25 protein-coding genes are annotated in these 26,525 nt (G+C 69.7%); 11 read left to right on the top strand and 14 right to left on the bottom strand.

What is annotated here, in order from left to right:
• Positions 1–39: 39 nt before the first annotated feature.
• The 3 genes from ML539_RS00940 to ML539_RS15345 are packed head-to-tail and all read left to right on the top strand — an operon-like array spanning position 40 to position 3,600.
• Positions 40–1,164: a zinc-ribbon domain-containing protein gene (locus ML539_RS00940; RefSeq protein ID WP_243319767.1), complete on the top strand. Its 1,125-nt coding sequence runs from the start codon at positions 40–42 to the stop codon at positions 1,162–1,164.
• A gap of 2 nt (positions 1,165–1,166) precedes the next feature.
• The gene (locus ML539_RS00935) at positions 1,167–1,682 is read left to right on the top strand and encodes a hypothetical protein (protein ID WP_243319766.1); all 516 of its coding nucleotides are present in this window, start codon (positions 1,167–1,169) and stop codon (positions 1,680–1,682) included.
• Positions 1,683–1,689: 7 nt separating this feature from the next.
• Positions 1,690–3,600, top strand: coding sequence for a serine/threonine-protein kinase (locus tag ML539_RS15345; protein ID WP_347710726.1), 1,911 nt, complete (start codon positions 1,690–1,692; stop codon positions 3,598–3,600).
• Here ML539_RS15345 and ML539_RS00915 read toward each other — a convergent pair.
• From ML539_RS00915 to ML539_RS00905, 3 genes are read right to left on the bottom strand one after another with little or no spacing between them, the layout of a single operon-like run.
• Positions 3,588–4,424, bottom strand: a complete 837-nt coding sequence (locus ML539_RS00915) for a CFI-box-CTERM domain-containing protein (RefSeq protein WP_243319763.1) — start codon at positions 4,422–4,424, stop codon at positions 3,588–3,590. The two genes, ML539_RS15345 and ML539_RS00915, sit on opposite strands and share 13 nt — an antisense overlap.
• Positions 4,425–4,444: 20 nt before the next feature.
• Positions 4,445–4,882, bottom strand: coding sequence for a protease complex subunit PrcB family protein (locus ML539_RS00910; protein ID WP_243319762.1), 438 nt, complete (start codon positions 4,880–4,882; stop codon positions 4,445–4,447).
• Positions 4,883–4,899: 17 nt separating this feature from the next.
• On the bottom strand, positions 4,900–5,487 hold the full coding sequence (locus ML539_RS00905; protein ID WP_243319760.1) for a hypothetical protein: 588 nt from the start codon (positions 5,485–5,487) through the stop codon (positions 4,900–4,902).
• A 189-nt stretch (positions 5,488–5,676) separates the two neighbouring features.
• Here ML539_RS00905 and ML539_RS00900 point away from each other — a divergent pair, with 189 nt between their 5' ends.
• Genes ML539_RS00900 through ML539_RS00885 form a run of 4 tightly spaced genes read left to right on the top strand, consistent with a single transcriptional unit; the run spans position 5,677 to position 8,051 of the window.
• Complete coding sequence (locus ML539_RS00900; protein WP_243319758.1) at positions 5,677–6,315, top strand: hypothetical protein; 639 nt, start codon at positions 5,677–5,679, stop codon at positions 6,313–6,315.
• Positions 6,315–7,028: a hypothetical protein gene (locus ML539_RS00895; protein WP_243319756.1), complete on the top strand. Its 714-nt coding sequence runs from the start codon at positions 6,315–6,317 to the stop codon at positions 7,026–7,028. The genes ML539_RS00900 and ML539_RS00895 overlap by 1 nt, the downstream gene beginning before the upstream one ends.
• Before the next feature lie 4 nt (positions 7,029–7,032).
• Positions 7,033–7,635, top strand: coding sequence for a hypothetical protein (locus ML539_RS00890; RefSeq protein ID WP_243319754.1), 603 nt, complete (start codon positions 7,033–7,035; stop codon positions 7,633–7,635).
• Positions 7,636–7,658: 23 nt separating this feature from the next.
• Complete coding sequence (locus tag ML539_RS00885) at positions 7,659–8,051, top strand: hypothetical protein (RefSeq protein WP_243319752.1); 393 nt, start codon at positions 7,659–7,661, stop codon at positions 8,049–8,051.
• Between the two features lie 15 nt (positions 8,052–8,066).
• Here the strand turns inward: ML539_RS00885 and rfaE1 are convergent, their stop codons facing one another.
• The 8 genes from rfaE1 to ML539_RS15340 form a co-directional block, all read right to left on the bottom strand.
• Entirely contained in the window at positions 8,067–9,071 is a 1,005-nt protein-coding gene (rfaE1, locus tag ML539_RS00880) for a D-glycero-beta-D-manno-heptose-7-phosphate kinase (RefSeq protein WP_243319750.1), read from the bottom strand.
• Entirely contained in the window at positions 9,068–9,235 is a 168-nt protein-coding gene (locus tag ML539_RS00875; protein WP_243319748.1) for a Trm112 family protein, read from the bottom strand. The genes rfaE1 and ML539_RS00875 overlap by 4 nt, the downstream gene beginning before the upstream one ends.
• A gap of 50 nt (positions 9,236–9,285) precedes the next feature.
• The gene (locus ML539_RS00870; protein WP_243319746.1) at positions 9,286–10,695 is read right to left on the bottom strand and encodes a sodium:proton antiporter; all 1,410 of its coding nucleotides are present in this window, start codon (positions 10,693–10,695) and stop codon (positions 9,286–9,288) included.
• 10 nt (positions 10,696–10,705) lie between these two features.
• A complete protein-coding gene (locus ML539_RS00865) occupies positions 10,706–11,494 on the bottom strand; it encodes a TorF family putative porin (RefSeq protein WP_243319744.1) in 789 nt (262 codons plus the stop codon).
• A gap of 128 nt (positions 11,495–11,622) precedes the next feature.
• Positions 11,623–11,985: a P-II family nitrogen regulator gene (locus ML539_RS00860; RefSeq protein ID WP_243319741.1), complete on the bottom strand. Its 363-nt coding sequence runs from the start codon at positions 11,983–11,985 to the stop codon at positions 11,623–11,625.
• Positions 11,982–13,598, bottom strand: a complete 1,617-nt coding sequence (locus ML539_RS00855) for an ammonium transporter (RefSeq protein ID WP_243319739.1) — start codon at positions 13,596–13,598, stop codon at positions 11,982–11,984. Before ML539_RS00855 ends, ML539_RS00860 begins: the two co-directional genes overlap by 4 nt.
• A gap of 301 nt (positions 13,599–13,899) precedes the next feature.
• On the bottom strand, positions 13,900–15,441 hold the full coding sequence (locus ML539_RS00850; RefSeq protein ID WP_243319737.1) for a sigma 54-interacting transcriptional regulator: 1,542 nt from the start codon (positions 15,439–15,441) through the stop codon (positions 13,900–13,902).
• An 85-nt stretch (positions 15,442–15,526) separates the two neighbouring features.
• Positions 15,527–16,219, bottom strand: a complete 693-nt coding sequence (locus ML539_RS15340; protein WP_279341413.1) for a Fe-Mn family superoxide dismutase — start codon at positions 16,217–16,219, stop codon at positions 15,527–15,529.
• Between the two features lie 324 nt (positions 16,220–16,543).
• Here ML539_RS15340 and ML539_RS00840 point away from each other — a divergent pair, with 324 nt between their 5' ends.
• Positions 16,544–17,626 carry a 3-deoxy-7-phosphoheptulonate synthase gene (locus tag ML539_RS00840; protein ID WP_243319735.1) on the top strand — a complete coding sequence of 361 codons (1,083 nt, stop codon included), beginning with the start codon at positions 16,544–16,546 and terminating at the stop codon, positions 17,624–17,626.
• Here ML539_RS00840 and ML539_RS15620 read toward each other — a convergent pair.
• The 3 genes from ML539_RS15620 to ML539_RS00825 all read right to left on the bottom strand — a co-directional run bounded on the left by ML539_RS15620 (position 17,604) and on the right by ML539_RS00825 (position 24,255).
• Positions 17,604–20,225 carry a kelch repeat-containing protein gene (locus tag ML539_RS15620; protein ID WP_243319733.1) on the bottom strand — a complete coding sequence of 874 codons (2,622 nt, stop codon included), beginning with the start codon at positions 20,223–20,225 and terminating at the stop codon, positions 17,604–17,606. The genes ML539_RS00840 and ML539_RS15620 overlap by 23 nt on opposite strands.
• A 272-nt stretch (positions 20,226–20,497) precedes the next feature.
• Positions 20,498–22,090 carry a methyl-accepting chemotaxis protein gene (locus tag ML539_RS00830; RefSeq protein WP_243319730.1) on the bottom strand — a complete coding sequence of 531 codons (1,593 nt, stop codon included), beginning with the start codon at positions 22,088–22,090 and terminating at the stop codon, positions 20,498–20,500.
• A gap of 125 nt (positions 22,091–22,215) precedes the next feature.
• Positions 22,216–24,255, bottom strand: coding sequence for a (Fe-S)-binding protein (locus ML539_RS00825; RefSeq protein WP_243319728.1), 2,040 nt, complete (start codon positions 24,253–24,255; stop codon positions 22,216–22,218).
• Between the two features lie 160 nt (positions 24,256–24,415).
• On the opposite strand from ML539_RS00825, the gene ML539_RS00820 reads away from it, so the two are divergent.
• From ML539_RS00820 to ML539_RS00810, 3 genes are read left to right on the top strand one after another with little or no spacing between them, the layout of a single operon-like run.
• Complete coding sequence (locus ML539_RS00820; RefSeq protein ID WP_243319726.1) at positions 24,416–24,769, top strand: hypothetical protein; 354 nt, start codon at positions 24,416–24,418, stop codon at positions 24,767–24,769.
• Positions 24,766–25,230, top strand: coding sequence for a signal peptidase I (gene lepB / locus ML539_RS00815; RefSeq protein ID WP_243319723.1), 465 nt, complete (start codon positions 24,766–24,768; stop codon positions 25,228–25,230). The genes ML539_RS00820 and lepB overlap by 4 nt, the downstream gene beginning before the upstream one ends.
• 26 nt (positions 25,231–25,256) lie before the next feature.
• Positions 25,257–26,516: a DUF418 domain-containing protein gene (locus tag ML539_RS00810; protein ID WP_243319721.1), complete on the top strand. Its 1,260-nt coding sequence runs from the start codon at positions 25,257–25,259 to the stop codon at positions 26,514–26,516.
• Positions 26,517–26,525 lie beyond the last annotated feature (9 nt).

Below are 26,525 nucleotides of genomic sequence, written 5' to 3'. Positions count from 1 at the left end.
GCCGCAGTGCTATCCTGCTCGAAACTCGAGGAGTTCCAGGTGGCCGAAGCGATCCATTGCCCCAGCTGCTCCACCCGATACCGCCTGCGTCCCGAGCGGTGGAGGCCGGCCTACCGCCGGGCCCGCTGCTTCAGCTGCGGCGAGGTGTTCCCCCTGGGCCTCGCGATGCCGGACCTGGTTCCCCCTCCGCCCGCCGAGTCGCCCGCGGCCACCGCCTCCTTCGACCTGGCCGACGTGGCCGCCGCCCTGGAGCCGGTTCCCGCCGCTCCGTCCTCCCTCACGCTGGGGGACCTGGAAAGCACCGACGAGGACATCCTGGAGAAGACCCTCTCGGGCCTTTCCGCCGAGCCCGTTCCCGCCGCCGTCCTGGCGGTTCCCGACGCGCCTTCCGCTCCTGAGGTGGAACCGCCGGCCCCCGCTGCCATCCCCACTCCAGCCCCCACTGCCCCCGCCGCCCAGGTGGCGGAAGCCGGGGAGGACACCCTCACGGGCACCTACAGCTCCGCCAAGGACGCCATCAGCAAGCTGTTCGCCGGCATGCCGGATCTCCCCTCAGTGTCCAAGGCGCCGAAGGACCCCGGCACCATGGACATGGAGGCCACCCTCTCGGCCCTGGAGGCCACCTTGGGCAAGTCCACCGGCCCTCTGGCGCCTTCCCTTCCGGATGGGGACGAACCCACTTCCGCGGGCAGCCTCTCTGACGTGCTCCAGGCCACCTCCACCACCACCCTGCGCCTGTCCCAGGAAGATCTCCAGACCGCCCTGGCCGCGGCCAAACCCGCCCCCCCAGCGGAGCCTGCCACCGAGGCCCTGCGGCCTTCAGACCTGGCGGTTCCACTGCCGGAGCCGCCCGCCCCCGCCGCGCCAGCGGCCGAGGAGGCCGGTGCCGAGCGGCTGCGGCTGAAGATCGGGGAGGAGATCTATCCGGGGCTCACCATGGCCCAGCTCACCGCCTGGATCGAAGAAGGGCGCGTGCTCGAACATCACCTGGTGGCCCGCCAGCACAGCGAGAACTGGCTGGAGGCCCACAAAGTGCCCGGCCTCCGCCTGGTCTTCGATCGCCTGCGCCGAGGGCGCGAGGGCGCCCCCGGCTTCGACGCCTCGTCCATCCCGGAGATCGCTCCCAAGAAGAGCCTCTTCGGCGGCCTCTTCGGGAAGAACTGATCATGCAGACCCTCGCCCTCGCCGCCCTCCTCTGCCTGGCGCAGACCCCGCCTGCCCCCGCTCCCACGCCGACTTCCACGCCGACTTCCACGCCGACTTCCACGCCGGCCGCCGCGCCCATCCCCGATGCCTCACTCTCCTACTTCTCGGAGTCACTCCCCTTCGCCTGGGACCGCGTGATCCCCCTGTCCGTGAACGTGGACGGCCTCAAGGTCAGCAGCATCTTCTTCAACCGGCGCGTCATGCAGCCCGGGTTCTTCAACATCCTCAAGGGGGCCGAGTTCGGCACGCGGGCTCAGGTGGAGGTGACCAACACCGCCAAGTATCCCCGCATCCCCGGCTTCGCAGTGGCCGTGCTGGACAAGGACGGCAAGCTGCTGGGCGTGGCCTCCGGCGGCACCAAGCTGGGGACCGTGAAGCCCGGCGAGACCGAGACCTTCGACCTGAACTTCACCCAGGTGAAGGAGCGCCTCCCCAAGGGCGACCGCTTCCTGCTGGCCATCGAGCTGAGGAACTGAGCCGAGCGTGCCACCCGACGTCCCGGGACCGACCACGCCCCTTCCCCGGCTGGACCTGGCCCGGGCCCTGGTCGCCCTCCACCACGGCTGGATCACCCCCGCGCGGTTCCGGGAGCTGACGAGCCGTGATCCCGCCGAGAGATCGGTCCTCGGGGACCTGCGCCTCGACCCCGCGCGCCTGGCCGAGCTCTACGGCTCCACCGTCCTCCTGGCGAAGCCCGAGACCCTCAGCCGCCTGGCGGAGGACGGGGCGGTCCCGCCGGAGGAAGCGGAGGCCCTGGGACCCGGGGACTGGATCGCGGGACGGTACCGCATCCTTGAGGTCCTGCGCGGAGGCTTCGGCCGCATCCTCGTCTGCGAGGCCCGGACGGGCGAGGCCTACGCCCGCGGAAACCGGCGGGTGGCGCTCAAGACGCCCCTCCGCCACCGCCTCGCGGATCTGGGAACCCTGGAAGCCTTCCACCGGGAGGCTGCCCAGTGGATCGCCCTGGGCGCCCACCCGAACCTGGTCCTGGCCTACGGCGTCGAGGAGCATCTCCGCCTCCCCTTCCTCGTCATGGAGTACGTGGAGGGCGCCTGCAGCCTGCACCAGGAGATCCAGGCCGGCCGGATGAACTGGCTGCGCGCCCTCTGGATCGCCTTGGACACCGCCCGGGGCCTGGCCTATGCGGAACAGCGGCTGGGCCTGGTCCACGGGGACCTCAAGCCCCTCAACCTCCTGCTCACGCCCTCCGGTTCCGTGAAGGTCGCGGACTTCGGCCTGTCCCTCTCCCGGGCCCTGGCGGAGGCGCAGGACGCGGAGACCCTGGCCGGAACCCCCGCCTACCTGGCGCCCGAGATGTGGTTCGAGGCCCCCCAGCGCACGGCCCGGACGGACATGTACGCCTTCGGCGCCACCCTCTACGAAACCGTCACGGGGCGGACGCCCTTCCCTCCCGACCAGCCCTGGCTCAATCGGGTGCAGGCCGCTCCCGATCCGCGGCGGATCCAGGGCGACCTGCCCTCCCCCTTCGCCGACCTGATCCTCGCCTGCCTGGACCGCGATCCCGACGCGCGGCCGGGGGGCTTCCAGGAGCTCCTGCCGGCCCTGGAGGCCCTCCACCTCCGCCTGCTGGGAACCGCTCCGCCCGCGTCTCCCGAGCCCGACGCCCCCGCCCAGGCGGATGCCCTGGCCAACTTGGCCGCCTCCTGGACGAACCTGGGCCGCCTGGCGGAGGCGGTGGAAGCCGCCCGCAAGGCCCTGAGGCTTGATCCGGATCACTGGAAGGCCCACTGCGCCCTGGGAGAGGCCCGCCTGCGCCAGGGCGATCCCGGCGGCGCCCTGGCCAGCTTCGAGGCCGCCCACCGCGCAGCCCCCGGGGAGGTGGCCCCTCTCCTCAACGCGGCCCTGGCGGCCCGCGACGGCGGGGAGGCTCAGGTAGCCGCCGCCTGGCTGGAGCGGGGCCTGCGGCTGTGCGAGGCCCGCAACCGGTACGTGGACCTGGACACCGCATCGCTCCTGCTGGTGGAGCACCTTCCCGGAGAGGAGGCCCTGGCCCTCCTGGACCGGATCCTCGAGGAGGACCCCGCGGCGGTGATGACCTGGAACAACCGCGCCGTCCTCCTGCGGCGCCTGGGACTTCCCGCCGAGGCGGCCGCCAGCGCGGACCGGGCCCTCGCCATCAACCCGCTCTATGCCAAGGCCTGGAGCAACCGCGCCACGGCCCTGGTGGAGCTGGGCCGGCTGGAGGAGGGCCTGGAAGCCGCCGGGCGGGCCCTGGAGCTGGATCCGCGACTGGCGGGCGCCTATGCGGCGAAGGCCGCGGCCCTGGCCCGCCTGGGGCGGCTGGAGGCGGCTTGCGCCTGCATCCGCAACGGGCTGCGCCTCCTGCCGGGGAATGCCCTCCTCCTGAGGGCGGAGGCCGCTTACGACCGCTGAGACACGAGGCGGGCCAGCGGGGCGATGAGGCGCCGGCGGACCCAGGCCCGGACCCCGGGCCGACCTTCGATCCACCGGGCCAGCGGGGGCGAGACCCGGTAGTAGGCCGCCACCGCGAGCCGGCCGACATAGGAGGTGGAGAGCCGACGGTCCCGGAATGAACGGAGCGCCGCCACCTCCCAGGCCTCCGGCGATCCGCAGGCGGCGGTGGCGATGAAGCAGCCGCCCTTCTTCAACGGGAAGGGGACGAGGGTGCCCTTCCCCCGCTGGTGCAGCAGCACCTTGCGGCAGGCCGGCGACCTCCGGACCAGGTCGAGTCCCTCCCGGCGCTGGGCCGCGATGGGGTCGCCCACGGGATTCCCGCTCCAGTCCAGGTCCCCGATCACCCACAGGTTCGCCAGAGGGACCTGCTTGTAGCCGTTCTCGAACCGCGGGACTACCTCCTCCCAGGTCCCGAAGGCCACCGGGGGGCTGAGGATGGGGAAGGCGCTGTAGTCGAGCTGGGCGCCGGCCTCGCCATTGCCGTCGCAGGCCAGGTAGAGGATCCCGCCGCGCCCCGCCAGGTCGGCCTCCAGCAGGGGGAGGAGCCCGAAGAAGGCCACCACGTGCTTCCGGGCCTCCTCGTCCAGCTCCAGGACCAGCTCGAGGTTCTTGTCCTCCCGGCGCGCCGCCCACTGGGCCGCGGCCTCCAGGATCGCCGCCTCCTCCGCGGGCAGGAGGGCCTCGATCCGGCGGCCCCGGGAATCCTGGTGCTCCGCCATCTGGAGGCGCTCGTGGATGGAGGCGAGGAAGCGTACGGCGGCTTCGGCAGCGGAGACGGCCATGGATGCCCTCGGAGGAAAGGTCAGTCGTCGAGGCGGACCAGCCGCACGGAGCCGCGGGGGCGCGGCAGGGCCTTCACCTTCCAGGGCTGGGCAAGGGCCTGCGTCGTGTAGCTGTCCGGCGAGGGCCTGCGCACCCGCCAGCGGATCAGGAGGTCATCTCCCTGGGCCACAGGATCAAGGAACTCGAGGGTGAAGCCGCCTGTGGGGCGTTCGCCGGCGTAGGCCACCACCGCACAGTGCGTGGTGAAGTCCAGGGCCGGGGCGCGCTGGTCCAGGCTCCTCCACAGGCGCTCCCAGCGATGCGCGTCCATCACCGCCTCGGCGCCCGGCTGGGGCTGGCCGTGGTACTGGCCGCGCCACTCCAGCACCGGCGCCCCGCTCCCGGGCGGGGAGGGAGGCACCTGCGACCACCCGGCGAGGGCGCCGAGCAGCATGAGGGACATCAGGATCTTCGGCATGGGACCTCCAGGGAAACCTAGGCGGAAGGCGGCGGGGGCTGGGGGGACACCCGGGATCGGAACCGCCCCGAGGCAGCCAGCGCGGCAAAGGCCGCAAGCGGGGCCAGGACGCCCACATCCACGCCCCAGGGCTCGGGGCCCAGGAGGCCGAGAATTCCGCCGACGAACGCGCCGAGCAGCGCAAGGCTGAACCACCCGAAGAGCCGCCAGAACCGGGGGCCGCCCATCCACCGGCCCAGGACCACTCCCGTCAGGCCGGCCAGACCTCCGGCGAGGCCGGCGGCCCAGTCCTCTCCACGGGCGCCCAGGTGGTGGTTCGCGGCCAGCCCAGAGGCGATCACCGCGCCGGCCAGCCCCGAGAGCCCGAATCGCGCCAGGTCTCCGATGCCCTTGGCCAGGGCGGATCGCCAGGTCCCCCGCCCCTCTCCAGATCCGTCCCCGATCCACTGGGCTCCCACCAGGAGGCCGATCCCGCCCAGGACCACCGCCGCCAGGACCAGGAGCGCGAGGAAGGCGCCCTTCCACTCGCCCAGGGCGAGGCGGGGCACGACCAAGGCCAGGGCCACCAGGAGGACAGCCACCAGGAGATACAGATCGTGCCGCACGAACCCCGCCCGGACACGGGCAAGACTGCGTTCATCCGGGTTTCGGGAGGCCATCCGGGTCCTGGGGGCGAGAGGGGGCGGACTCAGGATCGCAGCCGCCACCCCCCCGTCAAGGCACCAACGTATCCGATTCTTGAATCGCGTCCCGATCTACCGATACGGTCTCTGAATCGACCCCCGCGAGGAGCCATGCCCAAGGACTGGACCCGAATCGTGATGAAGGGGGAGGCCCAGGTCATCCCCCCGGTCTGCCCCAACTGCCTGGCCGAGGGCCGCGAACACCTCCGCTACGGCTACAAGGGCCTCGAAGGCTGGCTCACCCGCACCACGTTCTACCAGTCCTTCCACTACTGCCCCTCCTGCCTTCCCCAGGCCCGCTCCGCCGACGGGCTGCGCCGCTGGGGCTGGTCCAGCCTGCTGGTGGCCTTCCTGGGGGCGGTGGCCGGGGTCCTCGCGCTGGGCGAGGTCCTGAAGGACCCGGTGACCGGCGTCTGCACGCCGCTCCAGGCGGACTTCGTGGTCGCCGGCGGTGCCGCGCTGGGCATCCTCGCCGGGATCCTCTTCTACCTGGCGGCCCGCTTCGTCAAGCGGCGCAGGCATCCCCGCCGCCCGGACCAGGCCGTGTGGGGGATGGCCGCCTACTACGCCGGCAAGTCCCGCTGGGGCCTCGACGCCCATACCGCCGTCTACCTGGCCGCCCGTCCCGAATGGATCGCGGCCCTGGCGAAGGCCAACCCGGACCAGGTGGACGAGGCCTCCTACCAGGGGATCACGGGCGGCACGCGGCCCGAGGCGTCCAAACCAGGCCGCCCCTTCGGACCCGCCTGATGCGCGTGCGGATCCAGGACCTGCCGGCGGACCGGGCCGCCTCCCTCCAGAGCGTTCTGGGGGCCGGTGGCGTGGACGGGGCCTTTTCCCAGAAGCGCCCACGACGATGGCTGCTGGCCATGGGTCTCCTCAGCCTTGCCGCGGGGCTCGGGTCCGCCTGGGGGCTGGTGTCCGGCTTCTCGGAATGGCCCCGGCCCGCGGATGCCTGGGCGGCCAGGGTGGCGCTGCTGGGCCTCGCCTACGGCCCCCTCGCCCTGGTCGAGGTCCTCCGGGGGCGCACGGGCGGATGGCGTCCCTGCCTGCTGCTCACACCCTACGACCTGGTCCAGTGCACGGGCGGCCACCGCCCCCTGGACATCCACCGGCTCTCCCTCGCCCGGGCCTTCCAGCGGGTGGAGGAGTACCACGGCTCCACTTGGACCGGCCTGGGGTACCGCTTCGACTTCGACGGCGGAGAGCAGGTCCGGTTCTCCCTCCGCCGTCCGGAGGACATCGCCGCCGCGGATCGCGTGCTGGCCCTGGCCCGGTCGGCAGGCCAAGGAGAGATCACACCTGAACTGCCGCGGCTCGGGAGGCGGAGCCTCACCGAAGGCCTTCCACCGGCACCGGCGCCGGGGTTCGCCGGGAAGCTCCTCGATCCGGCCTCCGAGATCTGGCTGCGCGTCCTGGGGGTCCTCCTCATCGCCTTCATCCCCTACGCCATCTTCCGGTGATCCCATGGCCGATCCGGCTCCCTTCCCCTCCGACTTGGCCCAGGTGCCCGAAGGCGAGCGCATCCCCGAGGCCTTCGGGTGGGCCCCGGCCGCCTGGGCCCTGGCCTGCGCCACCTTCGCGCAGCTCACGGCCTTCCAGCCCGCCAAGCTGGACGGAGGCGGGGCCCTCGCCCTGGGCGGGGCCATCCTGGGAGCCGTCCTCCTGGGCGCCTACGAAGTCCGCCGCAGGGGCCATCCGAAAGCAATGGTGCGTCGGGGATCCGCCCTGGCTCTCTACGCCCAGGGTCGGCTCGACCGGCAGGTGGAGGCCGGCGCCTGCCTGCTGTATCTCCGCCACCCGACGCGCACCTGGGGGCCCATCCTCATGACCGGCATGGGCACCCTGGCCGCGGGATCCTTCCTCCTGCCTGGAGGGGCCGCCCTGGCTCCCGCAGACCGCGTGACCGCCGGCCTGGCCGCGCTCACCTTCGCGGCCCTCTTCGCCACGATCATCCGCACCCGCCTGTTCTGCGAAGAGGTGCTCCTCCCCTACGCCAGCGGTCGGGGCTACCAGCACGTGCTGATTCACAAGCGGGAGGTGCCGCGCATCTTCCGTCCCGCGGCCTGAGCGCCTCTTCCCGTAGCCCAGCCATGATCCCCACTCCGGACTGGAACCGCCTCCGCTACCGCCCCCTCCCGCCCTCCACCGTCCGCGGGGATGGCTGCGGGGGCGCCGCGGGGTGCCTGCTGGGCTGCGGCGGAACCCTGGCGGTGGTGGTCCTCGCGCTCCTGAGCGGAAAGGCCTGGGGTCTTTGGGCGGGACTAGGGGTCCTGCTGGTCCTGGTCTTCGCCGCCGACCGCCTGGTCAAGGGCCCGCGGATCGTCCCGGGTCTGCTGCTCGGAAGCCTGGCCGCCCTCGCCGTCTGGAAGATCATGGAACGGGACTACTTCAACCAGCCGGGAAGGATGGCCCTCAGCGCGACCGCCGCCTTCTTCCTGTTCGCCGCCGCAGGAGCCTGGGAGCAGTGGCATCGGCGGACCTAGGCCCGCCGGGGGCGGTCAGTTCGCTTCCTGCTCGTGGTAGTGGGCCAGCAGCTCCGCGGGCGTGACCGTGGCTGTTCCCACCTTGGCCACCACCAGGCCCGCCGCGGCATTGGCCAGCATGGCGGCCTCCCGCCAGTCGGCACCCGCGGCGACGGCGGCGCTGAAGGCCGCGATGACGGTGTCGCCCGCGCCGCTCACGTCGAAGACCTCCCGGGCCTCCGTGGGCACCATCCAGGGCGCCCGGTGGTCCCCGTCCGGCGCGAAGAGGGCCATGCCCCGCTCGCTGCGGGTCACCAGCAGACCCTTCAGGCCCAGCTCCGCCACCAGCGACCTCCCGGCCTCGGTCACTTCCGCATCCGACTTCGCGGCGCGGTGCGTAAGCTCCGAGGTCTCCTTGGTGTTGGGGGTCATGAGCGTCGCGCCCTGGTAGAGGGCCTTGTGGGCGGGCTTGGGATCCACGATCCAGGGCAGGCCCTTGGCGGCGCAGAGCTCCCGCACCGTCTCCATGACCGGTTCGTTCACGGTGCCCTTGGCATAGTCGGACACAATGAGGGCCGAGGCCTCACCCAGAGCCCGCGTCAGGCGGTCCCTGAGGCCCATCAGCACGGCGGCCTCGGGCGGGCCGGACTCCTCGCGGTCGATGCGGAGCATCTGCTGCTGCTGGCCGATGACGCGGGTCTTGATGATGGTGGGGCGGGAGGGATCCAGCACCAGGCCCGAGATGGAGATGTCCAGCCGGCCCAGGAGGCCCAGCAGCCGGTCGCCAGCGATGTCCTTCTGCAGCGTCCCGATGAGCAAGGGTTCCGCCCCGAGAGCCTTGAGGTTGGCCGCCACGTTGGCCGCCCCGCCCAGCACCGCCTGCTCACGCACCACCCGCACGATGGGCACGGGCGCTTCCGGCGAGATTCGGCTCACCTCGCCGAAGAGGTACTCGTCCAGCATCACGTCGCCCAGGACGGCCACCTTGCGGCCCTGGACGCGCTGGAGCAGGGACTCGGCCTGGGCGCGGTCGAGCCTCACAGGTCCACCTGCCTGGCCTGGTCCACCAGCATCACGGGGATGCCGTCCTCGATGGGATAGAGCAGCCCGCAGCTCTGGCAGTGCAGACCCTCCGCCTTCTCCACGAGGTCGCCGTGGCAGGCCGGACAGCAGAGGATCTCGAGGAGGCGCGGGTCGAGCGGCATGGGACCAGCTTATCGGAATCCCGGGCCCCCGGCGGCCCCTCCAGCGAGCCTCAGCGGAAGAACACCAGCGTCTCGACGAGGAACAGCGGCAGCAGCACGGCCGCAGACCAGCCGACATAGGCGAGGAAGGACGGCATCTCCAAGCCACTGCGTTCCGCGATGGCCTTCACCATGAAGTTGGGACCGTTGCCGATGTAGGTGTTGGCGCCCATGAACACGGCGCCGCAGGCCACCGCCTTCAGCAGGAGCGGAGACGCATGGGCCAGGGCGCCCAGGGAACCCCCGGCCGCATCCGCCTTGACCGCCGCCAGGGAGGCGAAGGTGAGGTAGGTGGGCGCGTTGTCCAGGAAGCTGCTCAGCACGCCGGTCATCCAGAAGAACTGCCAGGGGCTGTGCAGGGGCAGGTCCGCAGCCCGGGCCTGCAGCAGGTCCAGGGCCGGGAGCATGGCCCCGAAGATGCCCAGGAATACGGCGGCCACCTCCTCGAGGGGTTCGAAGCTGAAGTGGTTCCGCCGGAACGGCACGCCGCCGGCCGGGCTGGCCTTCAGCCAGAGCGCCAGCCCCGTGATGCCTCCGAAGGCCAGGATCTGCACCGCCTTGCCGAGGAGCGCCGCGTGCGCCTCGCCCCACCTGGCCTGCAGGGCGGGAAGCAGCCAATGGCCTGCGCCGATCACGACGGCCAGAATCCCGAGGAGCAGCCCCACATTCGCCTTGCCCTGGACGTGGAGCGGGCGCTCCGCCTGCCGGAGGTCCTCGACCAGCGCGTGCTTGACCTCCAGTTCCTCCCGGTGGAACACGATTTCGTCCAGGAAGTGGAAGATGGTCAGCAGGAGCCCCTGGAGCAGTGCCCACTGGGGCAACAGCCCCAGCGTCCAGGCGAAGGGCACGCCCTTGAGGAATCCCAGGTAGAGGGGCGGATCCCCCAGCGGCGTCAGCAGCCCGCCGGTATTCGATACGACGAAGATGAAGAAGACCACCACATGGACCTTGTGGCGCCGGCGCCGGTTTGCGTGGAGCAGCGGCCGGATCAGGACCATGCTGGCTCCCGTGGTGCCCATGACGTTGGCCAGCACGCCGCCGAGGGCGAGAAAGACCGTGTTCAGCCAGGGCAGCCCGGAGAAGGCCCCCGAGATATGGATCCCCCCGCTCACCACGTAGAGCGAGGAAAGCAGGGCGATGAAGGCCAGGTAGTCCAGCAGGGTGTCCAGCAGCCGCGCGGGATCCCCGGCCACGGTGTAGTGGAACCCGGCCCCCGCGACGCTGCACAGGAGGGCCAGGGCCCACTTGTTCGGCAGGCGGCCCCACCACCCCGCGACCTTGGGCACCAGGGGCAGGACGGCGATGGCCGCCAGGAGGAGGGAGAACGGTGCGAACCCCAGGGCCGAAGACCAGGGACCGAGCCTGCGGAAGGCTTCGAGGCCCAGGTCCCCGGCGGGCGGGGTCAGCGCTGCGAGGGGCACCGGGAGGGTCTCAGAAGCTCTTGGCGATGGTGAAGGTCCCGCGGGTTCCGCCGATGTTCCGGCCGAAGGCGTTGTTGTACCCCAGGTCCTTGGTGTCGGCCTTCGTGCCCGCCAAGGTGAAGGTGTAGCCCTTGAACTCCTTGGCGATGCCCAGCTTGTAGTCCGTGTAGTTGAGCAGGGATTCGACCGCCGGATCGCCGGTGGTGTAGGTGGTCCTGCCCCCGTGGGCGAGCACGGTCCATCCGCTTTCGCCGATCGGGATGGCCAGGCTCAAGTCCACATAGCTGGAGCCTTCGGCGTCGGCGACCCCGAAGTTGCCCGCGCTGACCACCCGCGAGTACTTCAGGCTGGCCCAGGTGTAGCTGAGGCCCAGGTAGGCCTCGGTGGTGTTGGGGTTGAAGGAGCCGACGTTCTGGTAGGTGCCGGGGTAGAGGTAGCGGTAGGCTCCGAGGTCCAGGGTCCAGTCCTTGGCGAAGGCCCACTTGTAGCCCCCGAAGAGGTCCGCTTCCACGCCGGAGGAGACCTTGCCGCCGGAACCTGCGTAGAGGTCCGTGATCCAGGTGATGTTGCTGAAGCTCGCGCTGAGGTAGAAGCCCGAGGGATGGACCAGGTCCAGCTCTCCCTGGATGGTGGGCTTCCCGTCGGTCTGGGTGAGGCCGCGGAAGATGTACTGGGACCCGAAGGTGGCCGAACCGCTCAGGGCGGCCCCGAGGATCGCGGGGGGAGGCGCAGGACTCTCGGCGCTCAGAGATAGGGGGAGGGCAAGCCCCAGGGCGAGGGGCCTGAATGAGACCGACATGATGGGCTCCAGAAAGGGGGGGGGCAGTGGGTGGGAGGAAGGCGTGGATAGGGCACGGCCCACCTCCCGGCGGCCCGGCGGGCCGCAGGGAGGGAAGAGCAGAGGCAGGGCCGCGGCGGCCCAGGCATTCAGTGGTGGCGCATGGGCTCGGGCGTGAGCGCCTCGATGTCGTATTCCCCGGTCCGGATCCGGATCACCTGCTCCAGGGGCTGGACGAAGATCTTGCCGTCCCCGACTTCACCGGTCCGCGCCGCCCCGAGGATGGCCTTGATGGTCACATCCACGAAGGGCTCGGAGACGGCGATGTCGAGCTGGACCTTCTCATGGAACTCATAGGCCATCTGGGCCCCGCGGTAGGTCTCCACGGCGATCTTTTCGCCGCCGTGGCCCGCCACGCGCAGGATCGTGAGGCCCGTGACTTCGGCCGCGAACAGGGCGGTCTTCACGTCTTCCAGCTTCTCAGGTCGGATGACGGCTGTGATGAGCCTCATGCTTCACCTCCCAGGCGAGCGGGAATGGAGTTGGGGGAAGTGGGCAGGACCACCGGCGCCGGCTTGGCGACCTTGGGGAAGACGATCACCGGTGTGTTCACCGTGGCGCCGTCGCCCGGGTAGGCCGGGGCTGAGATCTCGTGGAAGTCGAGACCGGCCATCTCCTGCTCCGGGGTGACCCGCATGCCGATGACCTTGTCGATCACCTTGAACAGGACATAGCTCGTGACGCCGACCCACACCAGGTTGGCTCCGATGCCGATGAGCTGGGCCACGAGCTGCCGCCCGTCGCCGTAGAACAGACCCGTGACGCCGGAGGCGGGACCATTCAGGCCCTGGCCGTAGGTGCCGTCCGCCAGCAGGCCAAGGGCGATGAGGCCCCAGGCGCCGTTCACGCCGTGGACCGCGATGGCGCCCACCGGATCGTCGATCTTGAGGGTGTTCTCCACGAAGAGGGCCGCGGCCACCACGAGGACGCCGGACACCGCTCCGATGAGCACCGCCGAGGGGGCGGTGACGAAGGCGCAGGGGGCGGTGACGGCCACCAGGCCCGCCAGCATGCCGTTCACGGCCATGGAGAGATCAGGGCGGTCGAACTTCGCCCAGGTGTAGAGGTAGGCCATCAGGGCGCCGGAGGCGGAGGCCAGCATGGTGTTGGTGGCCACCACGGCGATCCGGAGGTCCGTGCCCGCCAGGGTGGAGCCGGCGTTGAAGCCGAACCAGCCGAACGCCAGGATGAAGCACCCGAGCACCGCCATGGGCACGTTGTGGCCGGGCAGCGCCTGGGCCTTCCCCTTCACATACTTCCCGAGCCGGGGGCCGAGGACGAGGGCGCCCGTGAAGGCCATCACCCCGCCGGTGAGATGCACCACGCCCGACCCCGCGAAATCCACGTACCCGTGACCCAGGCCGAGGTTGCGACCCAGGGCCGACAGCCAGCCGCCGCCCCAGGCCCAGCAGGCGTAGATGGGATAGATGAAGCTGGATGCGACCAGGGCGTAGACGATGAAGGCGGACAGCTTCCACCGCTCCGCCATGGCCCCGGTGGGGATGGTCAGGGTGGTGTCCATGAAGACCATCTGGAACAGGAACACGGCGAAGGCCGACACGTCATAGGCCGGGCCCGTGAGGAAGAACCCCTTGGCGCCGAAGAGGCCCCACAGGTTCCCATGGATGGTGGGGCCCACGAGCCTGGCCATGCCTTCGGGCGCGCTCAGGGCCGCCCCCATCGGGGCCCCCGAGCCACCCATCTGCAGGGCATAGCCCACGGCCCAGAACCCCAGGATGCCGAGGGCGTAGACCATGAAGTTCATCATCATGGTGTGGGCGGCGTTCTTGGCGCGGGTGAATCCCGTCTCCGCCAGGGCGAAGCCGGCCTGCATGAACATCACCAGGAATCCCGCGACCAGGACCCATACGAAATTCAGGGCGACACGGGTCTGGCCCACGGCCGCGCCCAGCTCCTGGAGGGTGGGGGCACCGGCCGCTTGGGCGGGCACATTCTGGATGCCTCCGGTGGCGCCGCCATTTGGGTCGGCCGCGAAGAGCAGCGGGGAGATGGCCGCAAAAGCCAACGCCACCGCGAGACCCCGGAACAGGGTTCGGCGGTTCATGGGAGTTTCTCCTTCTTGTGGAACAAGGGGATCGGTGTGGCCTTCACCGAGGGAATCCGGTGGATCGGCTCAGGCCACGGCTCTCTTCCGATCCTCCCTGGAGTCCGGGAGCCGACCACCGGCTCCCCGTGCCCAGAAGAGAGAGCAGGGAACGTGCCTATTCACGGGCACGAGGGGGCATTTCATCCAAATAATGAAAATGCGGCTCTTGAATGCCAGATGAACAGCGAATTCTCTTAGAATCGAATTGACAAAAATGTAATGACAACTCGGTTTAATTACATTTTTGTACCATTTCGCCTCAAGATGACCGGAACCGTTCGGGCTCCAGCCCGTACTTCTGGACCTTGTAGTTCAGGATGCGCTCGGTGGTCTGGAGGAGCCGGGCGGCGCGGGAGCGGTTGCCCCGGGCGGACTTCAGGGCGTCCTGGAGCAGGTCGCGCTCGAAGGCCGCCACGGCCTCGCCCAGGCCCGTCCCCGGCACGGTGCCCGAGACCTCCGCCGTCTGGAGGGAGGGCGGCAGGTGGTGGGCGTGGATGACGCCGCCTTCGCAGACGAGGATGGCCCGCTCGAGGGCGTTCTCCAGCTCGCGCACGTTGCCGGGCCAGTGGTAGGCCGTGAGCATGTCGATGGCCGAGGTGGAGATGCGGCGGACGTCCTTGCCCTGGGCCGCCGCGATCTTCTCCACGAAGTGGTCCGCCAGGAGCAGGATGTCCGCCTGGCGCTCCCGCAGGGGCGGCAGGAAGATCTCGAAGACGCGGAGGCGGTAGTAGAGGTCCTCCCGGAAAGTGCCGGCCCGCACGGCGGCCTCCAGGTCCCGGTTGGTGGCGGCCAGGAGCCGCACGTCCACCTTCACGGGCCGCACGCCGCCCAGGCGCTCGAACTCGCGCTCCTGGAGGACCCGCAGCAGCTTCACCTGGGTGGCCGGGGTCAGCTCGCCCACCTCGTCCAGGAACAGCGTGCCGCCGTGAGCCAGCTCGAAGCGGCCCTTCTTCACCTGGCGGGCGTCCGTGAAGGCGCCGGGCTCGTAGCCGAACAGCTCGGACTCGATGAGGGGCTCGGGCAGGGCCCCGCAGTTCACCTTCACGAAGGGCTTCTCGGCCCGCGGCGAGTTGTAGTGGAGGGCGTGGGCCACCAGCTCCTTGCCCGTGCCGGACTCTCCGCGGATGAGCACGGTGGTGCTGCTGGGCGCCGCCTGGGCCACCGCCTCGTAGACCCGCTGCATGGCATGGCTGTGGCCGATGAGGTGGTGCAGCTCGTAGCGCTCGCGAAGCTCCAGGCGGAGCTGCTGGTTCTCCTCCACCAGCCGCTGCCGGTCCGCCGCCACCAGCCGGGCCACCTTCATGGCCAGGCCCACCATGGAGGCCGCGATCTGGAGGAGCTTCGTGTCCCGGTCGAAGTCGCGGCGGCTGTCGTAGGGCACGGTGAGGCAGAGGGTCCCGGCCGTCTTCCGGTCCAGGAAGACCGGGATGCAGAAGAAGGACATGTCCGACTTCTTCCGCTTCTGGGCCTTGAGGACGCCGGTGCGGTCCAGGAAGAGGGGCTCCAGGCTGGCCTGGGGCACCACGATGGCCTTGCCACTGGCCAGCACCCGCCCGTTGATGCCCTCCCCCACGCGGTAGCGGGCCCGGGCCACCTCCTGGCTGGAGAGGCCCCGGGCCGCCTCGACCCGGAGGGCGCCCCCCTCCTCGTCCGCCAGCAGGATGGCGCCATTCAGGGCGCCGAAGGCCTCCGCCAGGATCTCCAGCACCCGGGGCAGGGAGGCCCGGATGTCCGAGGCGGCCAGGGCCTGGCTCAGCTCCAGCAGGGGCGAGAGGTGAAGGGCGTCCTCCGAGGCGGCCATGGGGGCTCCGGCGAGTGGTCTACAAAATTGTACAGACTTTGATTCGATCTTACAATTTTGTAAATTCCCCAAGACTCCCCAGGTTTCAGAAGCGCTTCTCGACCACGCGCCAGTCGATGAGGGACTTCACCGCATCCACGTACTTGGCCCGGCCCGTAGCGCCGTAGTCCCTCACGTAGGCGTGCTCCCACACATCCACGACCAGGAGCGCCTGGGCCCCCACGGCCACGGCGTTCTCGTGGTCCTGGAACCAGGCGTTCATGAGCCGGCCCGTGGCCGGATCCTTCAGGAGGACACCCCAGCCGATGCCCGTCATGGTGCAGGTGGCCCTGAAGGCGGCCCACCAGGCATCGAAGGAGCCCCAGGTGGCGGCGATGGCCTGGTGGAGGGGATGTGATGCGCTGGGTGTGGCCGCGCTGGCGGACAGGGCCTCGAAGTAGAGCTCGTGGAGGCGCATGCCGCTGAACTCGAAGCCCAGCCGCCGGCGCAGCTCCTGCACCGCGGGACCGGCCTTGCCCTCCCGCTCCGCGGCCAGCGTGTCCCTGAGAAGCGCGTTCGTGCGGCTCACGTAGCCTTTGTAGAGCGCGAGATGCTCTGCCAGCAGCTCCTTGCCGAGGCCGGGCAGCCCCGTGCCGAAGTCGAAGGCGCGGGCCGCATAGTCCGCCAGGGGGTTTTCCGTGGGCTTCGCGTCCGTGGCGCCGGGGCCCAGTCCCTTGGCGTGCAGTCCGGCGCCCACGGCGCCGGCGGCGAGGGTTCCGAGAAGGGTGCGGCGATCCATGGCGACTCCCTGGAAAGAAGCCAAGCCTAGTCCATGTCTCGACAAACATAAAATCGAATGTCAAAAAACATTCATTGATTGGATATTCGACGCATCAGGGGCACGCATCCGGAACCTGTTCTTGCCTTGACGCCCCGGCGCCCCAGGTCCAGGATGGAGCACCTTCGGACCCCACCATGACGCCCCGCTTCCATCGCTATTATTGGTCCCCGCGCGCGGATCGCGCGTGGCACGGCGAGGGTCCAGCCTGATCCCTGGAACATCCCCATGACCACCCCGATCCGTTCCCCGGATCGGGGTTTTTCTTTATCCCGGAAGGCCCCCATGACCCACCAGGCGCTCGAGAACCTGAACATTGACTCCTTCGACCGGATGCCCTCCCCGGCGGAGATCCACGCGGCCCTGCCCGTCCCGGACGCCGTGGCCGAGACCGTGGCCGGCGGTCGTCGGAATCTCCAGCGCATCCTCGCGCGGGAGGATCCCCGCCTCGTGGTGGTGGTGGGGCCCTGCAGCATCCACGATCCCGTGGCGGGCCTCGACTACGCGCGGCGGCTCAAGGTCCTGGCGGACGAGGTCGCGGACACGCTCCTGCTGGTCATGCGGGTCTACTTCGAGAAGCCCCGCACCGCCACGGGCTGGAAGGGCTTCATCAACGATCCCCGCATGGACGACTCCTTCCACATCGAGGAGGGCATGCGGAAGGCCCGGGAATTCCTGCTCCGCATCGGGGAGCTCGGCCTCCCGGCGGCCACCGAGGCCCTGGATCCGAACACGCCCCAGTACATCGGCGATCTCATCAGCTGGACCGCCATCGGCGCCCGAACCTCCGAATCCCAGACCCACCGGGAGATGTCCAGCGGCCTCTCCACGCCCGTGGGCTTCAAGAACGCCACGGACGGCGACCTGGCGGCGGCGGTGAACGCCATCCTTTCGGCCTCGCGTCCCCACAGCTTCCTGGGCCTCAACGACCAGGGCTCGGCGGCCATCGTGCGCACCCGGGGGAATGCCCACGGCCACCTGGTGCTCCGCGGCGGCGGGGGGCGGCCCAACTACGACACCGTCAGCATCGCCCTGGCGGAGGAGGCCCTGCGCAAGGCGGGGCTGCCCGGGAACATCGTGGTGGACTGCTCCCACGCCAACAGCCACAAGAACCCCCGCCTCCAGCCCCTGGTCCTCCAGGACTGCGCCCACCAGATCCGGCGCGGCAACAGCTCCATCGTCGGAGTCATGGTGGAGAGCTTCCTGGAAGAAGGCAACCAGCCCATCCCCGCGGACCTATCCACCCTCCGCTATGGCTGCTCGGTCACCGACGCCTGCCTGGGCTGGGACGACACCGCCGCCATGCTCCGGGAGACGAGGAACCTGCTGAAGGAGGTCCTACCGTCTAGGGCCTGTAGATCTCGGTGACGAGATCGCCACCAGGGCCGAAGGCGACCATGATGTCTCCGTTTGGGAAACGTACGGAACCGTGGCCTGCCCGCGGCAAGGCCAGGCCATCCGTCGGCGTCCAGGCCTGCGTGGCGGGATCGTAGATTTCCGCGCTGCCGAGGATGGCGTCGGAAGAATTCCGACCTCCCACCACCAGAACCTTGCCGTTCGCGAGGAGGTCCGCCGAGTGGCCTCTGCGCGCCGATCCCATGGCGGAAGTGGGGAGCCAGCCGTTCGTCGCTGGGTCGAAGACTTCAGCACTGTCCAGGGTTCCGGAGGCCCCTGTCCCGCCTGTCACGAGCACCTTCCCATCCGGCAGCAGCGTGGCCAGGTGGCCCCGGCGGGCCGTTCCGAGAGCGCCCACGGCGGTCCAGGTCTCTCCAGCAGGGTCGTAGAGTTCAGCGCTGGCGATTGGTTCGGAGGAACTCCCGCCACCGGCCACCAACACCTTCCCGTTGGGAAGCAGGGTGGAGGTGTGGCCGACATGGGCGATCCCGAGACTGGTGGTGGGCCGCCAAGTCGCGGTGGCGGGGTCGTAGAGTTCGGCGCTATCCGATGCGATGCCTCCGACGAAGCCTCCCACGACCAGGACCTTTCCGTTCGGGAGCAGCGTGGCGGTATGACCGATCCGCGTCTCGTTCAGACTGCCAACCGGAGTCCAGGACCCTCCAGCGGGATCGTAGAGCTCAGCAGTGGTGAAACCTGGTTGCGACTGGGCGTCACCGCCTACCACCAGAACTTTCCCATCCGCGAGCAAGGTGGCCGTGTGACCCCTGCGGGTGGTGCCCATGCTCTCCGCAGGCGTCCAGTACCCAGTCGCAGGGGCGGCGATCTCCGCGTCGTTCAGGTTCCCTCGAGGAAAGTTCTCTCCTCCCGCGACCAGCGCCTGCCCGTTCGCGAGAAGGGTTACCGTGTGGAACTCGCGTGGGGCCATCGGCTGCCCGGCCAGGGGCCGCCAGGTCCCGTTTCCCGGGTCGTAGATTTCTGAACTGGCGATGCCATGGAAGTACAGGGAGCCGCGGCCGCCGGTCACCAGGACAGTCCCGTCCTGGAGCAGGGTGGCTTTATGGCCAAACCGTCCTGTCCCCAGGCTGCCGGCGGGTGTCCAGGCCGATGCCACGGGGTCGTAGATGGCCGTGCTGAAGAGGAAATTGTCATGGTATTCACCACCCGCCATCAGCACCCGCCCATCCGGAAGGAGGGTGGTCGTATGGTGGCGGCGTTCTTCCCCCATGGTGGCCGTGAGGGTCCAGGTCCCGGTCCCGGGATCGTAGATTTCGGCGCTGGACGTTCCCGAGACGAGGATCGAACCGCCCGTCACGAGGACCTTCCCATCCGCGAGCAGCGTGGCCGCGCACTCGTTCCGCGCCTGGTTCAGGCTTCCGGTGGAAGCCCAAGTGCCAGTCGCCGGGTCGTAGAGCTCCGTGACAGAGTTGTCTTCGGATCCGCCAGCCACCAGGACCTTCCCGTCCAGCAGCAGCGTGGCTGTGTGGAAGGTCCGTGCGATCCCCATGCTGCCGGTGGGCGTCCAGGCCTCAGTCGCAGGGTCGTAGATTTCCGCGGTGGCCGTGTCACCGCCTGCGGCGAGCACCTTCCCGTCCGGGAGTAGCGTAGCCGTAAAGGCGCGCCGCGAGGTTCCCGGTTTGCCCGTGGGATGCCAGGTTCCCGAAGCGGGGTTGTAGAGCTCGGCCGTGCCATTGCCTGCCACCAGCACCTGGCCGGTGCGGAGGAGGGTGGAGGTGTGCCAGTCCCGCGGATTCGCCATGCTGCCGACGAGGTTCCAATGGCCCGTCTCGGGATCATAGACCTCGGCACTGTTCCCACCGCCGCCTGTCACCAGCACGCGGCCACTGGGGAGGCGCGTGGACTGGCAGGGGAACCTCGTGACGGAAGCACCTCCGTTCTTGACCAGCCAGGTTCCCGTCTGGATGGCGACCTTCCGAATGGAGGTGGCGGCATCCCCGGCCTGGTTCTGGACATCCACCTTCAGGTGGAAGCTGCCCGCCGATGGGCCCGCCGAGAAGCTGATCACGTGGGTACCCTGTCCGGCGGTGATGCTGGCCCTGCCGTTGCCGGGAACGATGGACCAGAGGTAGGTCATCCCCTGCTGGTGGGGCACGCTGGCCTTCATCCAGGCATCGCCTGGGTGCGTTTTCAAGGGCAGGGCCAGCTCGGCGTTGGGGGCGGACACCACGGAGGCGGAGGCGCTCCCGGAGCCGCTGCCGCCATAGGCCGTGACGACCACCTGGGCGGTCAGGGTGGCGCCGGTCACGCCAGCGGTGAAGGTGATGGCGGGGCTTCCCTGGCCTGAGGTGAGCGTCCCCCCGGTCAAGGTCCAGGCATAGACGGCCTTCGGCCCCCAGTCCGGGGTGCTCGCCACGAGCCCCGCCTTTCCCGCGGTGACGAAGGGAGCCAGGTACACCACTGGGTTCTCGGGCGGAGCCTCGGCTTTCATGGTCATCGTCTGCCCCGGGCCCACCTTCTGGTCCGTGGGCTGGGTGAGGACGGTGATCCCGGCCGGAGCCTCATCTCCCCATAGGGCGCCACCCACCATCCCCAGTGCCAGGAGCACAGGCACACAAAGGAGGCGAATGAGCGTCGCCGCGCGTCGACTGATTCTTGACCAGACCATTGGATACCCCCTGTGAATGGAAGTGGTTGGCCGCCGCCATGAGGACCACTGGCCCTCACTCATGATCAGTGATCATTGTAAAAACAAGGCTATAGGCGATTACAATATCACCTTCTTACATGAATATGCCATTCGTCCCCAAGCGCAATGCTGATTTTTGCCGGGTGCATCTTCGCCGGCCGGACTCCCCAGCCAGCCCATGGATCACGCTTGGGCCCTCACCCCTGGGCGAGGTCGCGGGCGGGCCCCTCGAGCACGAAGGCCCTGGCGCTCTCGTCGAGGGCTGTCGCCTGCGACGACAGGACCTCTGACGTGGCGGACATCTCCTCGGCGGCCGTCGCGTGCCGCTGCACCACCTGGGAGAGCTCCTCGAGGGCGCGGTTGATCTCCCGCACCGTGTGGTCCTGGGCCATGGCGGCGTCGGCGAAGGCCTTCAGCTTCCGGGCGCTCCGCGTCACCTCGGGCGCCACCCGGGCGAGCAGCGCCTCGGCGCGCACGGCGATGCCCACGCTCCGGTCCGAGATGGCGCGGATCTCCTTGGCCCCCTCGCCGCTGCGCTCCGCGAGCTTCTGCACCTCGGCGGCCACCACCGCGAAGCCGCGTCCGTGGACGCCGGCGCGCGCCGCCTCGATGGCCGCGTTGAGGGCCAGGAGGTTGGTCTGATAGGCGAGGTCCTCCACCATGCCGATCCGCTCGGCGATGTCGCGCATGGCCGCCGAGGTCTCCGCGGCGGCGCTGGTCCCGACGCGCACCTCCTCCGCCACGCCGGCAGCCCGATCGCTCGCCTTCCTCGCATCTTCCGCGGCCCGGGCCGCCCCGGCGGCCAGCTCCTGCATGGAAGCCGTCAGCTCCTCCACCGAGGCCGCCTGCTCCGAGGAGCCGTGGCTCACATCCTGCGACGTGGCGTTCAGCTGGGTGCTCACCTGCTTGACGACCTCGACCGAGTGCTGGAGCGTGGCGATCAGGGAGGCCACGGCCTCCCGCATGGCCCGCAGGGCGCTGGCCATCGCGCCGGTCTCGTCCTGCGCGGCCTCGAAAGCCTTCAGGGGCTCGTCCTCCCGGAAATCGTAGGCGGCCAGGCGGCCGAGGCTGGCGGTGATCGCCAAGATGGGCCGGGCGATCCGGTGCCCGAAGGTCGCCCACACCGCCACGGTCACGACCAGGCACAGGACGACCACGGCGAGCAGCACCTGGGTGCGCTGCCGAATATCGGCCAGGGCGGCCGTCCGCTCGGCGGCCACGATCGCGTCGATGTCGTCCACGTAGTTGCCGGTGCCGATCACCCAGCCGAATGAGGGCACCAGGAGCGAGTAGGCCCGCTTGGGCAACGGCACGCTGCCACCCTGCTTGGGGAACCAGTAGTTGCTGTATCCGCCGCCGCTGGTGCCGGCCTGGATGATGTCCCGCATGTATGGGGTGCCCTTCGGATCCACGGCGTCGATCCGGTTCTTGCCCTCAAGGCCGGGCTGGGTGGCGTGGACCACGTTCAGGCCATCCACCGTGTCCGCCCAGAAGTACCCCTCCCCGTCGTACCGGAGGCCACGCAGGAGATCGGCACCGAGTTGCCTCGCCTCGTCGGCCTTGATCTCGCCCTTCTGCTGCCGCTCCGCGATCGCCTTGAGCATGGATGCCGCGGTCTCGACCTCGAGGCGCGCCCGCCGGTCGTAGTCGGTGCGCAGGGTCCGCTCGAGCTGCTCGATGCGCTGCTCGGACGTGCGCCGCCCCTCGATGACGAGGAAGGTCCCGAGCGCCAGGCCCGCGATCGAAGCCGTGGCGACCGTAAGGGAGATGATCTTCGCTGCAATGCGCATGCCTGGAGCCTCGTGAGCGGGGGCCCCATCATCTGATCACAGGGTTGGAGGCCGTGGTGACGAAACTTCCCCGGGGCGGGCCCGGGGCGCGGGCGCGCCCCGGTGGGTAACCCTGGCCGGGTGGTTCAGGCCTTGAGGGCCTTGGCCGCCAGCTCCAGCACGTCCGTGGTGGCCACGCCCTCGTGGTTGGTCTCGCCTGCCGCGTTGTTCAGCATGACGTTGCAGAAGGGGCATCCCACGGCGATGGTGGTGGCCTTGGTCTCCAGGGCCTGCTCGAAGCGCTCGTGGTTCACGCGCTTGCCCAGGTGCTCCTCCAGCCAGAACCGGCCGCCACCGGCGCCGCAGCACATGGTGGCCTCGCCGTGCTTCTCCATCTCGGTGAGCTTCACGCCGGGGATGGCGTCCAGGATGGCGCGGGGGGCCTCCACCTGGCCGTTGATGCGGCTGAGGTAGCAGGGGTCGTGGTAGGTGAGGTCCACGTCCACCTTCTGGTCGAGCTTGAGCTTGCCTTCCGACATCAGCTTGGCCACCAGCTCCGTGCCGTGCACCACCTCGAAGTCGCCGCCGAAGGCCGGGTACTCGTTCTTCAGGGTGTTGAGGCAGTGGGGGCAGTTGGTGACGACCTTCTTCACGCCATGGCCCTTGAGGGTCTCGATGTTGGCCTCGGTGGCGGACTGGTAGAGGTATTCGTTGCCAAGGCGCCGGGCGGATTCGCAGGTGCAGCTCTCCTCGGTGCCCAGGATGGCGAAGGAGACGTTCGCGGCCTTCAGCAGCTTCACCAGGGACTTGGATACCTTCTGTCCAGCCGCGTCGTAGCTGCCAGCGCAGCCCACCCAGAAGAGGTACTCGGCCTCGGGGTTCTCCGCGAAGGTGGGGACTTCGAGGCCCTCGGCCCACTTGGCACGATCCGCCTGGGGCAGGTTCCAGGGATTGCCCTGGCGCTCCATGCCCTTGAAGGCGGTCTGCGCCTCGGCGGGGAAGTCGCTCTCCTCCAGTGTGAGGTAGCGGCGCATGCCCACCAGCTTGTCCACGAAGCTGATCTGCAGCGGGCAGGCCCACTCGCAGTAGCCGCAGCTGGTGCAGGCCCAGATGGTGTCCTGGCTGATCCAGCCTTCGAGCTGCTCCTTGCTCCAGGGGGCGTGCTCGTCATCGCGCTTCCAGAAGGAACCTTCGGGCACGGGCCCGCCGATGAGCTTGCGGTCCTCGGGCACGGGCTTGTCCTGGGCCATCTGCTCCAGGGGCGTGGCCTTCAGGTAGTCGCGCAGGTCGTTGCCGAAGTTCTTGGGCCGGAGGGGCTTGCCCGTGAGCGTCGTGGGGCAGTTCTCCAGGCAGCGGCCGCACTCCACGCAGGTGTAGAAGTCCAGCATCTGCTTCCAGCTGAAGTCCTGGATCTTGTTGATGCCGAAGTGCTCGGCCTCCAGGTCCATGGGCTTGAGGTTCTTCTGGGGCTCCAGCTCGCGGAAGTAGATGTTGAAGAGGCTGGTGAAGACGTGGAAGTGCTTGGAGTAGGGCAGGAAGTTGGCGAAGAAGTAGAGGATGGCCAGGTGCAGCCACCACATCGTCTTGTAGAGGACGGTGAGGCCCGTTTCGCTCATTCCGCCCAGCCAGCCGGCCACGGCCACGCCCGCAGGAGACCAGGCCGCCCAGGTGGGATGGTGCAGGGCCACGAAGGCGCCGTCCGCCAAGAGGTCCGTGACCATGAGGCCGCCGATGAGGCTCAGCGTGGCCCAGGCATCCCAGGAGTTCTCCAGGCGCCAGGGCTTGGCGGCCAGGCGGCGGAAGGTGGCGAGGCCCAGGCCCAGGAGCACCAGCACCTCGAAGACGTCCTTGGTGGCCTGGTAGCCCAGTCCGAAGCCGCCCAGGGCCTCGGTCATGTGGAAGACTGGGAAGAGTCCCTCCAGCACCAGCCCGATGGTGCGCAGGGACAGGACGCAGAAGCCCCAGAAGATGAGGATGTGGTAGAAGCCCGCGTACTTGTCGCGGACCATCCGCTTCTGCATCAGCGCGAGGGTGAAGACGCCCTTCAGGCGCACCCAGGGCTGGTCGAACCGGTTGTCTGGCAGGCCCGCCTTCAGGGTGGCGATGCGCAGGCGGATGGTCCACGCGAAGAACCCGCCCGCAGCCAGGGTCATGATCCAGAACAGCGCGATTTCCAGGGCCTTCATGGCAATCCCTCCAGCATTCAAGGTTCAGCTCGTCCTTCGGCAAGGAGCCGGAGGCCGATCATTGTCTCACCCGGTTATCAGGTATGCGGTCGAAGGCCCAGTGTAGCCTTGCCCATGACAAACTGAAGGCCCGACCTGGAGTCAGTTTCCGGAGCCCCCTTTGAGTCCCGCCGTACCCCTGATCTTCGAAGCCGCCGTGACCCGCCCCCTGTCGGTGGTGTTCCGCACGGGCGAGGCCTGGGAGGGCCACGACTACACCGTGGAGGTGGTGGCCACCCGCCCGGGCCTGGACAGCTTCGACGTGGTGGTGGACTTCCGGGATCTGGAAGCGGCCCTGGACCGCAGCCTGGCGCCCCTCCAGGGGAAGCTCCTATCGGAGCTGGGCCTGGACGGTCCCCTGGCCCTGGCCCGGCGGCTGCTGATCGAGCTGGCCCCCTTCGTCTCCGCCCCCGCCCGTCTCAAGGAACTCGCGCTGACGGACGGACGGGGAAGGCGGCTGACCGTCCGCCCGTGAAACCCTGGATCCCCCTGGCCGCCCTGGCCCTGGCCCTGTCGCCCCTGACGGTGCTGCATCCGATCCGGGTGTCAGGGCACAGCATGGAGCCCGCGCTCCGCGACGGCGACCTGCGCTGGGCCGTGCGGGCATGGGCCAGCCACAGACCCAGGAGGGGGGAGGTCTGGGTCGTCGCGGGCCCCCACGGGCCCTCGGTGAAGCGCGTGCTGGGACTTCCCGGCGAGACCCTGAGCTGGGACGGCCCGGATCTCTGGATCGACGGCCGGCGCCTGGAGGAACCCTGGGTCCTGCATCCCGAGCGGAACGGCGCGGGGCGCCAGACCTGCGGGGCCGGGTACCTGGTCCTGGGCGACAACCGGCCGGATAGCCAGGATGGACGAACCTGGGGCCCGCTCCCGGGCGGGTCCCTCCAGGGGAGGCTCCTCGGTTCCGGCCTCGCGGGGAGGCCGGACTCCCGATAGGCTTCCGTCCAATCCCAGGAGCCCGCATGGATCACCTCGAGGCCCGGCCGGTGTCCCAATCCGAGCGGCTGGGTCACCTGGACGCCCTCCGCGGGGCGGCCCTGTTCGGCGTCCTCCTCATGAACGTGCCATGGTTCTTCGCGCCCGAGGCGCGGGTCCAGTCTCTCCGGGAATCCTGGCCCAGCCTGGCTGACGGGGCGACGGCCTTCCTGACCACCGTCTTCCTTTCCGGAAAGGCCATGACCCTCTTCTCGATGCTCTTTGCCGTGGGCCTGAGCATCCAGAAGGAGCGGATCGAAGCGAGGGGGGAGGCTTTCGGTCCCTTCATCCGGCGCCGGCTCGCGGTCCTGCTCGGGTTCGGCATCCTGCACATCCTCCTGCTCTGGATGGGGGACATCCTCCACGCCTATGCACTGTGCGGCTTCCTCCTGCTGCCCTTCCTGGGAAGGCGGGCCCGCACCGTCTGGATCTGGGCAGCCTCTCTCTGGGGACTGGGGCTGGGGATCGCGCTCGTGGTCTCAATCTTCCATCTGCGCCGGGGCGCCCCGCCGATGCCTTCCGCCGCCGAGCTGGCCGCCGCCCGCGCCTGGACCAGCCAGTGCCTGGCCGCCTATGGGCAAGGCTCCTGGTGGCAGATCCTCGTCTTCCGCCTCCGGGACTGGCTCCATGACGCCAGCGGCCTGCTCCTGGGGGGGCTTGGATACTCCATCCTGAACTTCCTCGTCGGTCTCGGAATCTGGAAGTCGGGCCTCCTGAAGGATCCGGCCGCCCACCTCCCCCTGCTCCGCCGCGTCGCCAAGGGGGGCTTGGCCCTGGGTCTCCTCCTGGGCCTCGTGTGGGCCGGCCGGGACACGCCTCCGGCCAGGGCCTGGGCCCTCTCCCACTGGCCCCTCTCCCGCTGGTTGCTGCCGCTCCGCGCCCTCACCACCCTGCAACCCATGATCCTCGCCCTCGGGTACGGGGCCGGCCTGCTGCTGCTCTGGCAGGACGAGACCTGGCGCCGCCGGCTTCGGGTCCTGACCTGGCCGGGGCGCATGGCCTTCACGAACTACCTGGCCCAGAGCCTCGTCATGACGGGCATCTTCTATCACTGGGGCCTGGGCCTCTACGACCGCATGGGCCTTGCTTCCGCCACCCTGCTCGGAGTCGTGGTCTACGGGCTGCAGGTCCTGGCCAGCCGGTGGTGGCTCGCACGATTCCAGTTCGGCCCCTTGGAATGGATCTGGCGCTCCTTGAGCTATGGACGGCTCCAGCCCTTCCGCCTGCGCGGGCCGGCCGCCGGGTGATCAGCCGGG

The sequence above is a fragment of the Geothrix sp. SG200 genome, assembly GCF_022808935.1.
Taxonomy (GTDB): Bacteria; Acidobacteriota; Holophagae; order Holophagales; family Holophagaceae; genus Geothrix; species Geothrix alkalitolerans.
Note: the sequence above shows the minus strand (reverse complement) of the source record. Positions and strands in the feature narration are given on the sequence as shown.

Coding starts and splice junctions, on each gene's coding strand:
- ML539_RS00935 (WP_243319766.1), top strand. CDS start 1,167: ATGCAGACCCTCGCCCTCGCCGCCCTCCTCTGCCTGGCGCAGACCCCG.
- ML539_RS00915 (WP_243319763.1), bottom strand. CDS start 4,424: ATGGCCGTCTCCGCTGCCGAAGCCGCCGTACGCTTCCTCGCCTCCATC.
- ML539_RS00910 (WP_243319762.1), bottom strand. CDS start 4,882: ATGCCGAAGATCCTGATGTCCCTCATGCTGCTCGGCGCCCTCGCCGGG.
- ML539_RS00900 (WP_243319758.1), top strand. CDS start 5,677: ATGCCCAAGGACTGGACCCGAATCGTGATGAAGGGGGAGGCCCAGGTC.
- ML539_RS00895 (WP_243319756.1), top strand. CDS start 6,315: ATGCGCGTGCGGATCCAGGACCTGCCGGCGGACCGGGCCGCCTCCCTC.
- ML539_RS00890 (WP_243319754.1), top strand. CDS start 7,033: ATGGCCGATCCGGCTCCCTTCCCCTCCGACTTGGCCCAGGTGCCCGAA.
- ML539_RS00885 (WP_243319752.1), top strand. CDS start 7,659: ATGATCCCCACTCCGGACTGGAACCGCCTCCGCTACCGCCCCCTCCCG.
- ML539_RS00875 (WP_243319748.1), bottom strand. CDS start 9,235: ATGCCGCTCGACCCGCGCCTCCTCGAGATCCTCTGCTGTCCGGCCTGC.
- ML539_RS00865 (WP_243319744.1), bottom strand. CDS start 11,494: ATGTCGGTCTCATTCAGGCCCCTCGCCCTGGGGCTTGCCCTCCCCCTA.
- ML539_RS00860 (WP_243319741.1), bottom strand. CDS start 11,985: ATGAGGCTCATCACAGCCGTCATCCGACCTGAGAAGCTGGAAGACGTG.
- ML539_RS00855 (WP_243319739.1), bottom strand. CDS start 13,598: ATGAACCGCCGAACCCTGTTCCGGGGTCTCGCGGTGGCGTTGGCTTTT.
- ML539_RS00850 (WP_243319737.1), bottom strand. CDS start 15,441: ATGGCCGCCTCGGAGGACGCCCTTCACCTCTCGCCCCTGCTGGAGCTG.
- ML539_RS15340 (WP_279341413.1), bottom strand. CDS start 16,219: ATGGATCGCCGCACCCTTCTCGGAACCCTCGCCGCCGGCGCCGTGGGC.
- ML539_RS00840 (WP_243319735.1), top strand. CDS start 16,544: ATGACCCACCAGGCGCTCGAGAACCTGAACATTGACTCCTTCGACCGG.
- ML539_RS00830 (WP_243319730.1), bottom strand. CDS start 22,090: ATGCGCATTGCAGCGAAGATCATCTCCCTTACGGTCGCCACGGCTTCG.
- ML539_RS00825 (WP_243319728.1), bottom strand. CDS start 24,255: ATGAAGGCCCTGGAAATCGCGCTGTTCTGGATCATGACCCTGGCTGCG.
- ML539_RS00810 (WP_243319721.1), top strand. CDS start 25,257: ATGGATCACCTCGAGGCCCGGCCGGTGTCCCAATCCGAGCGGCTGGGT.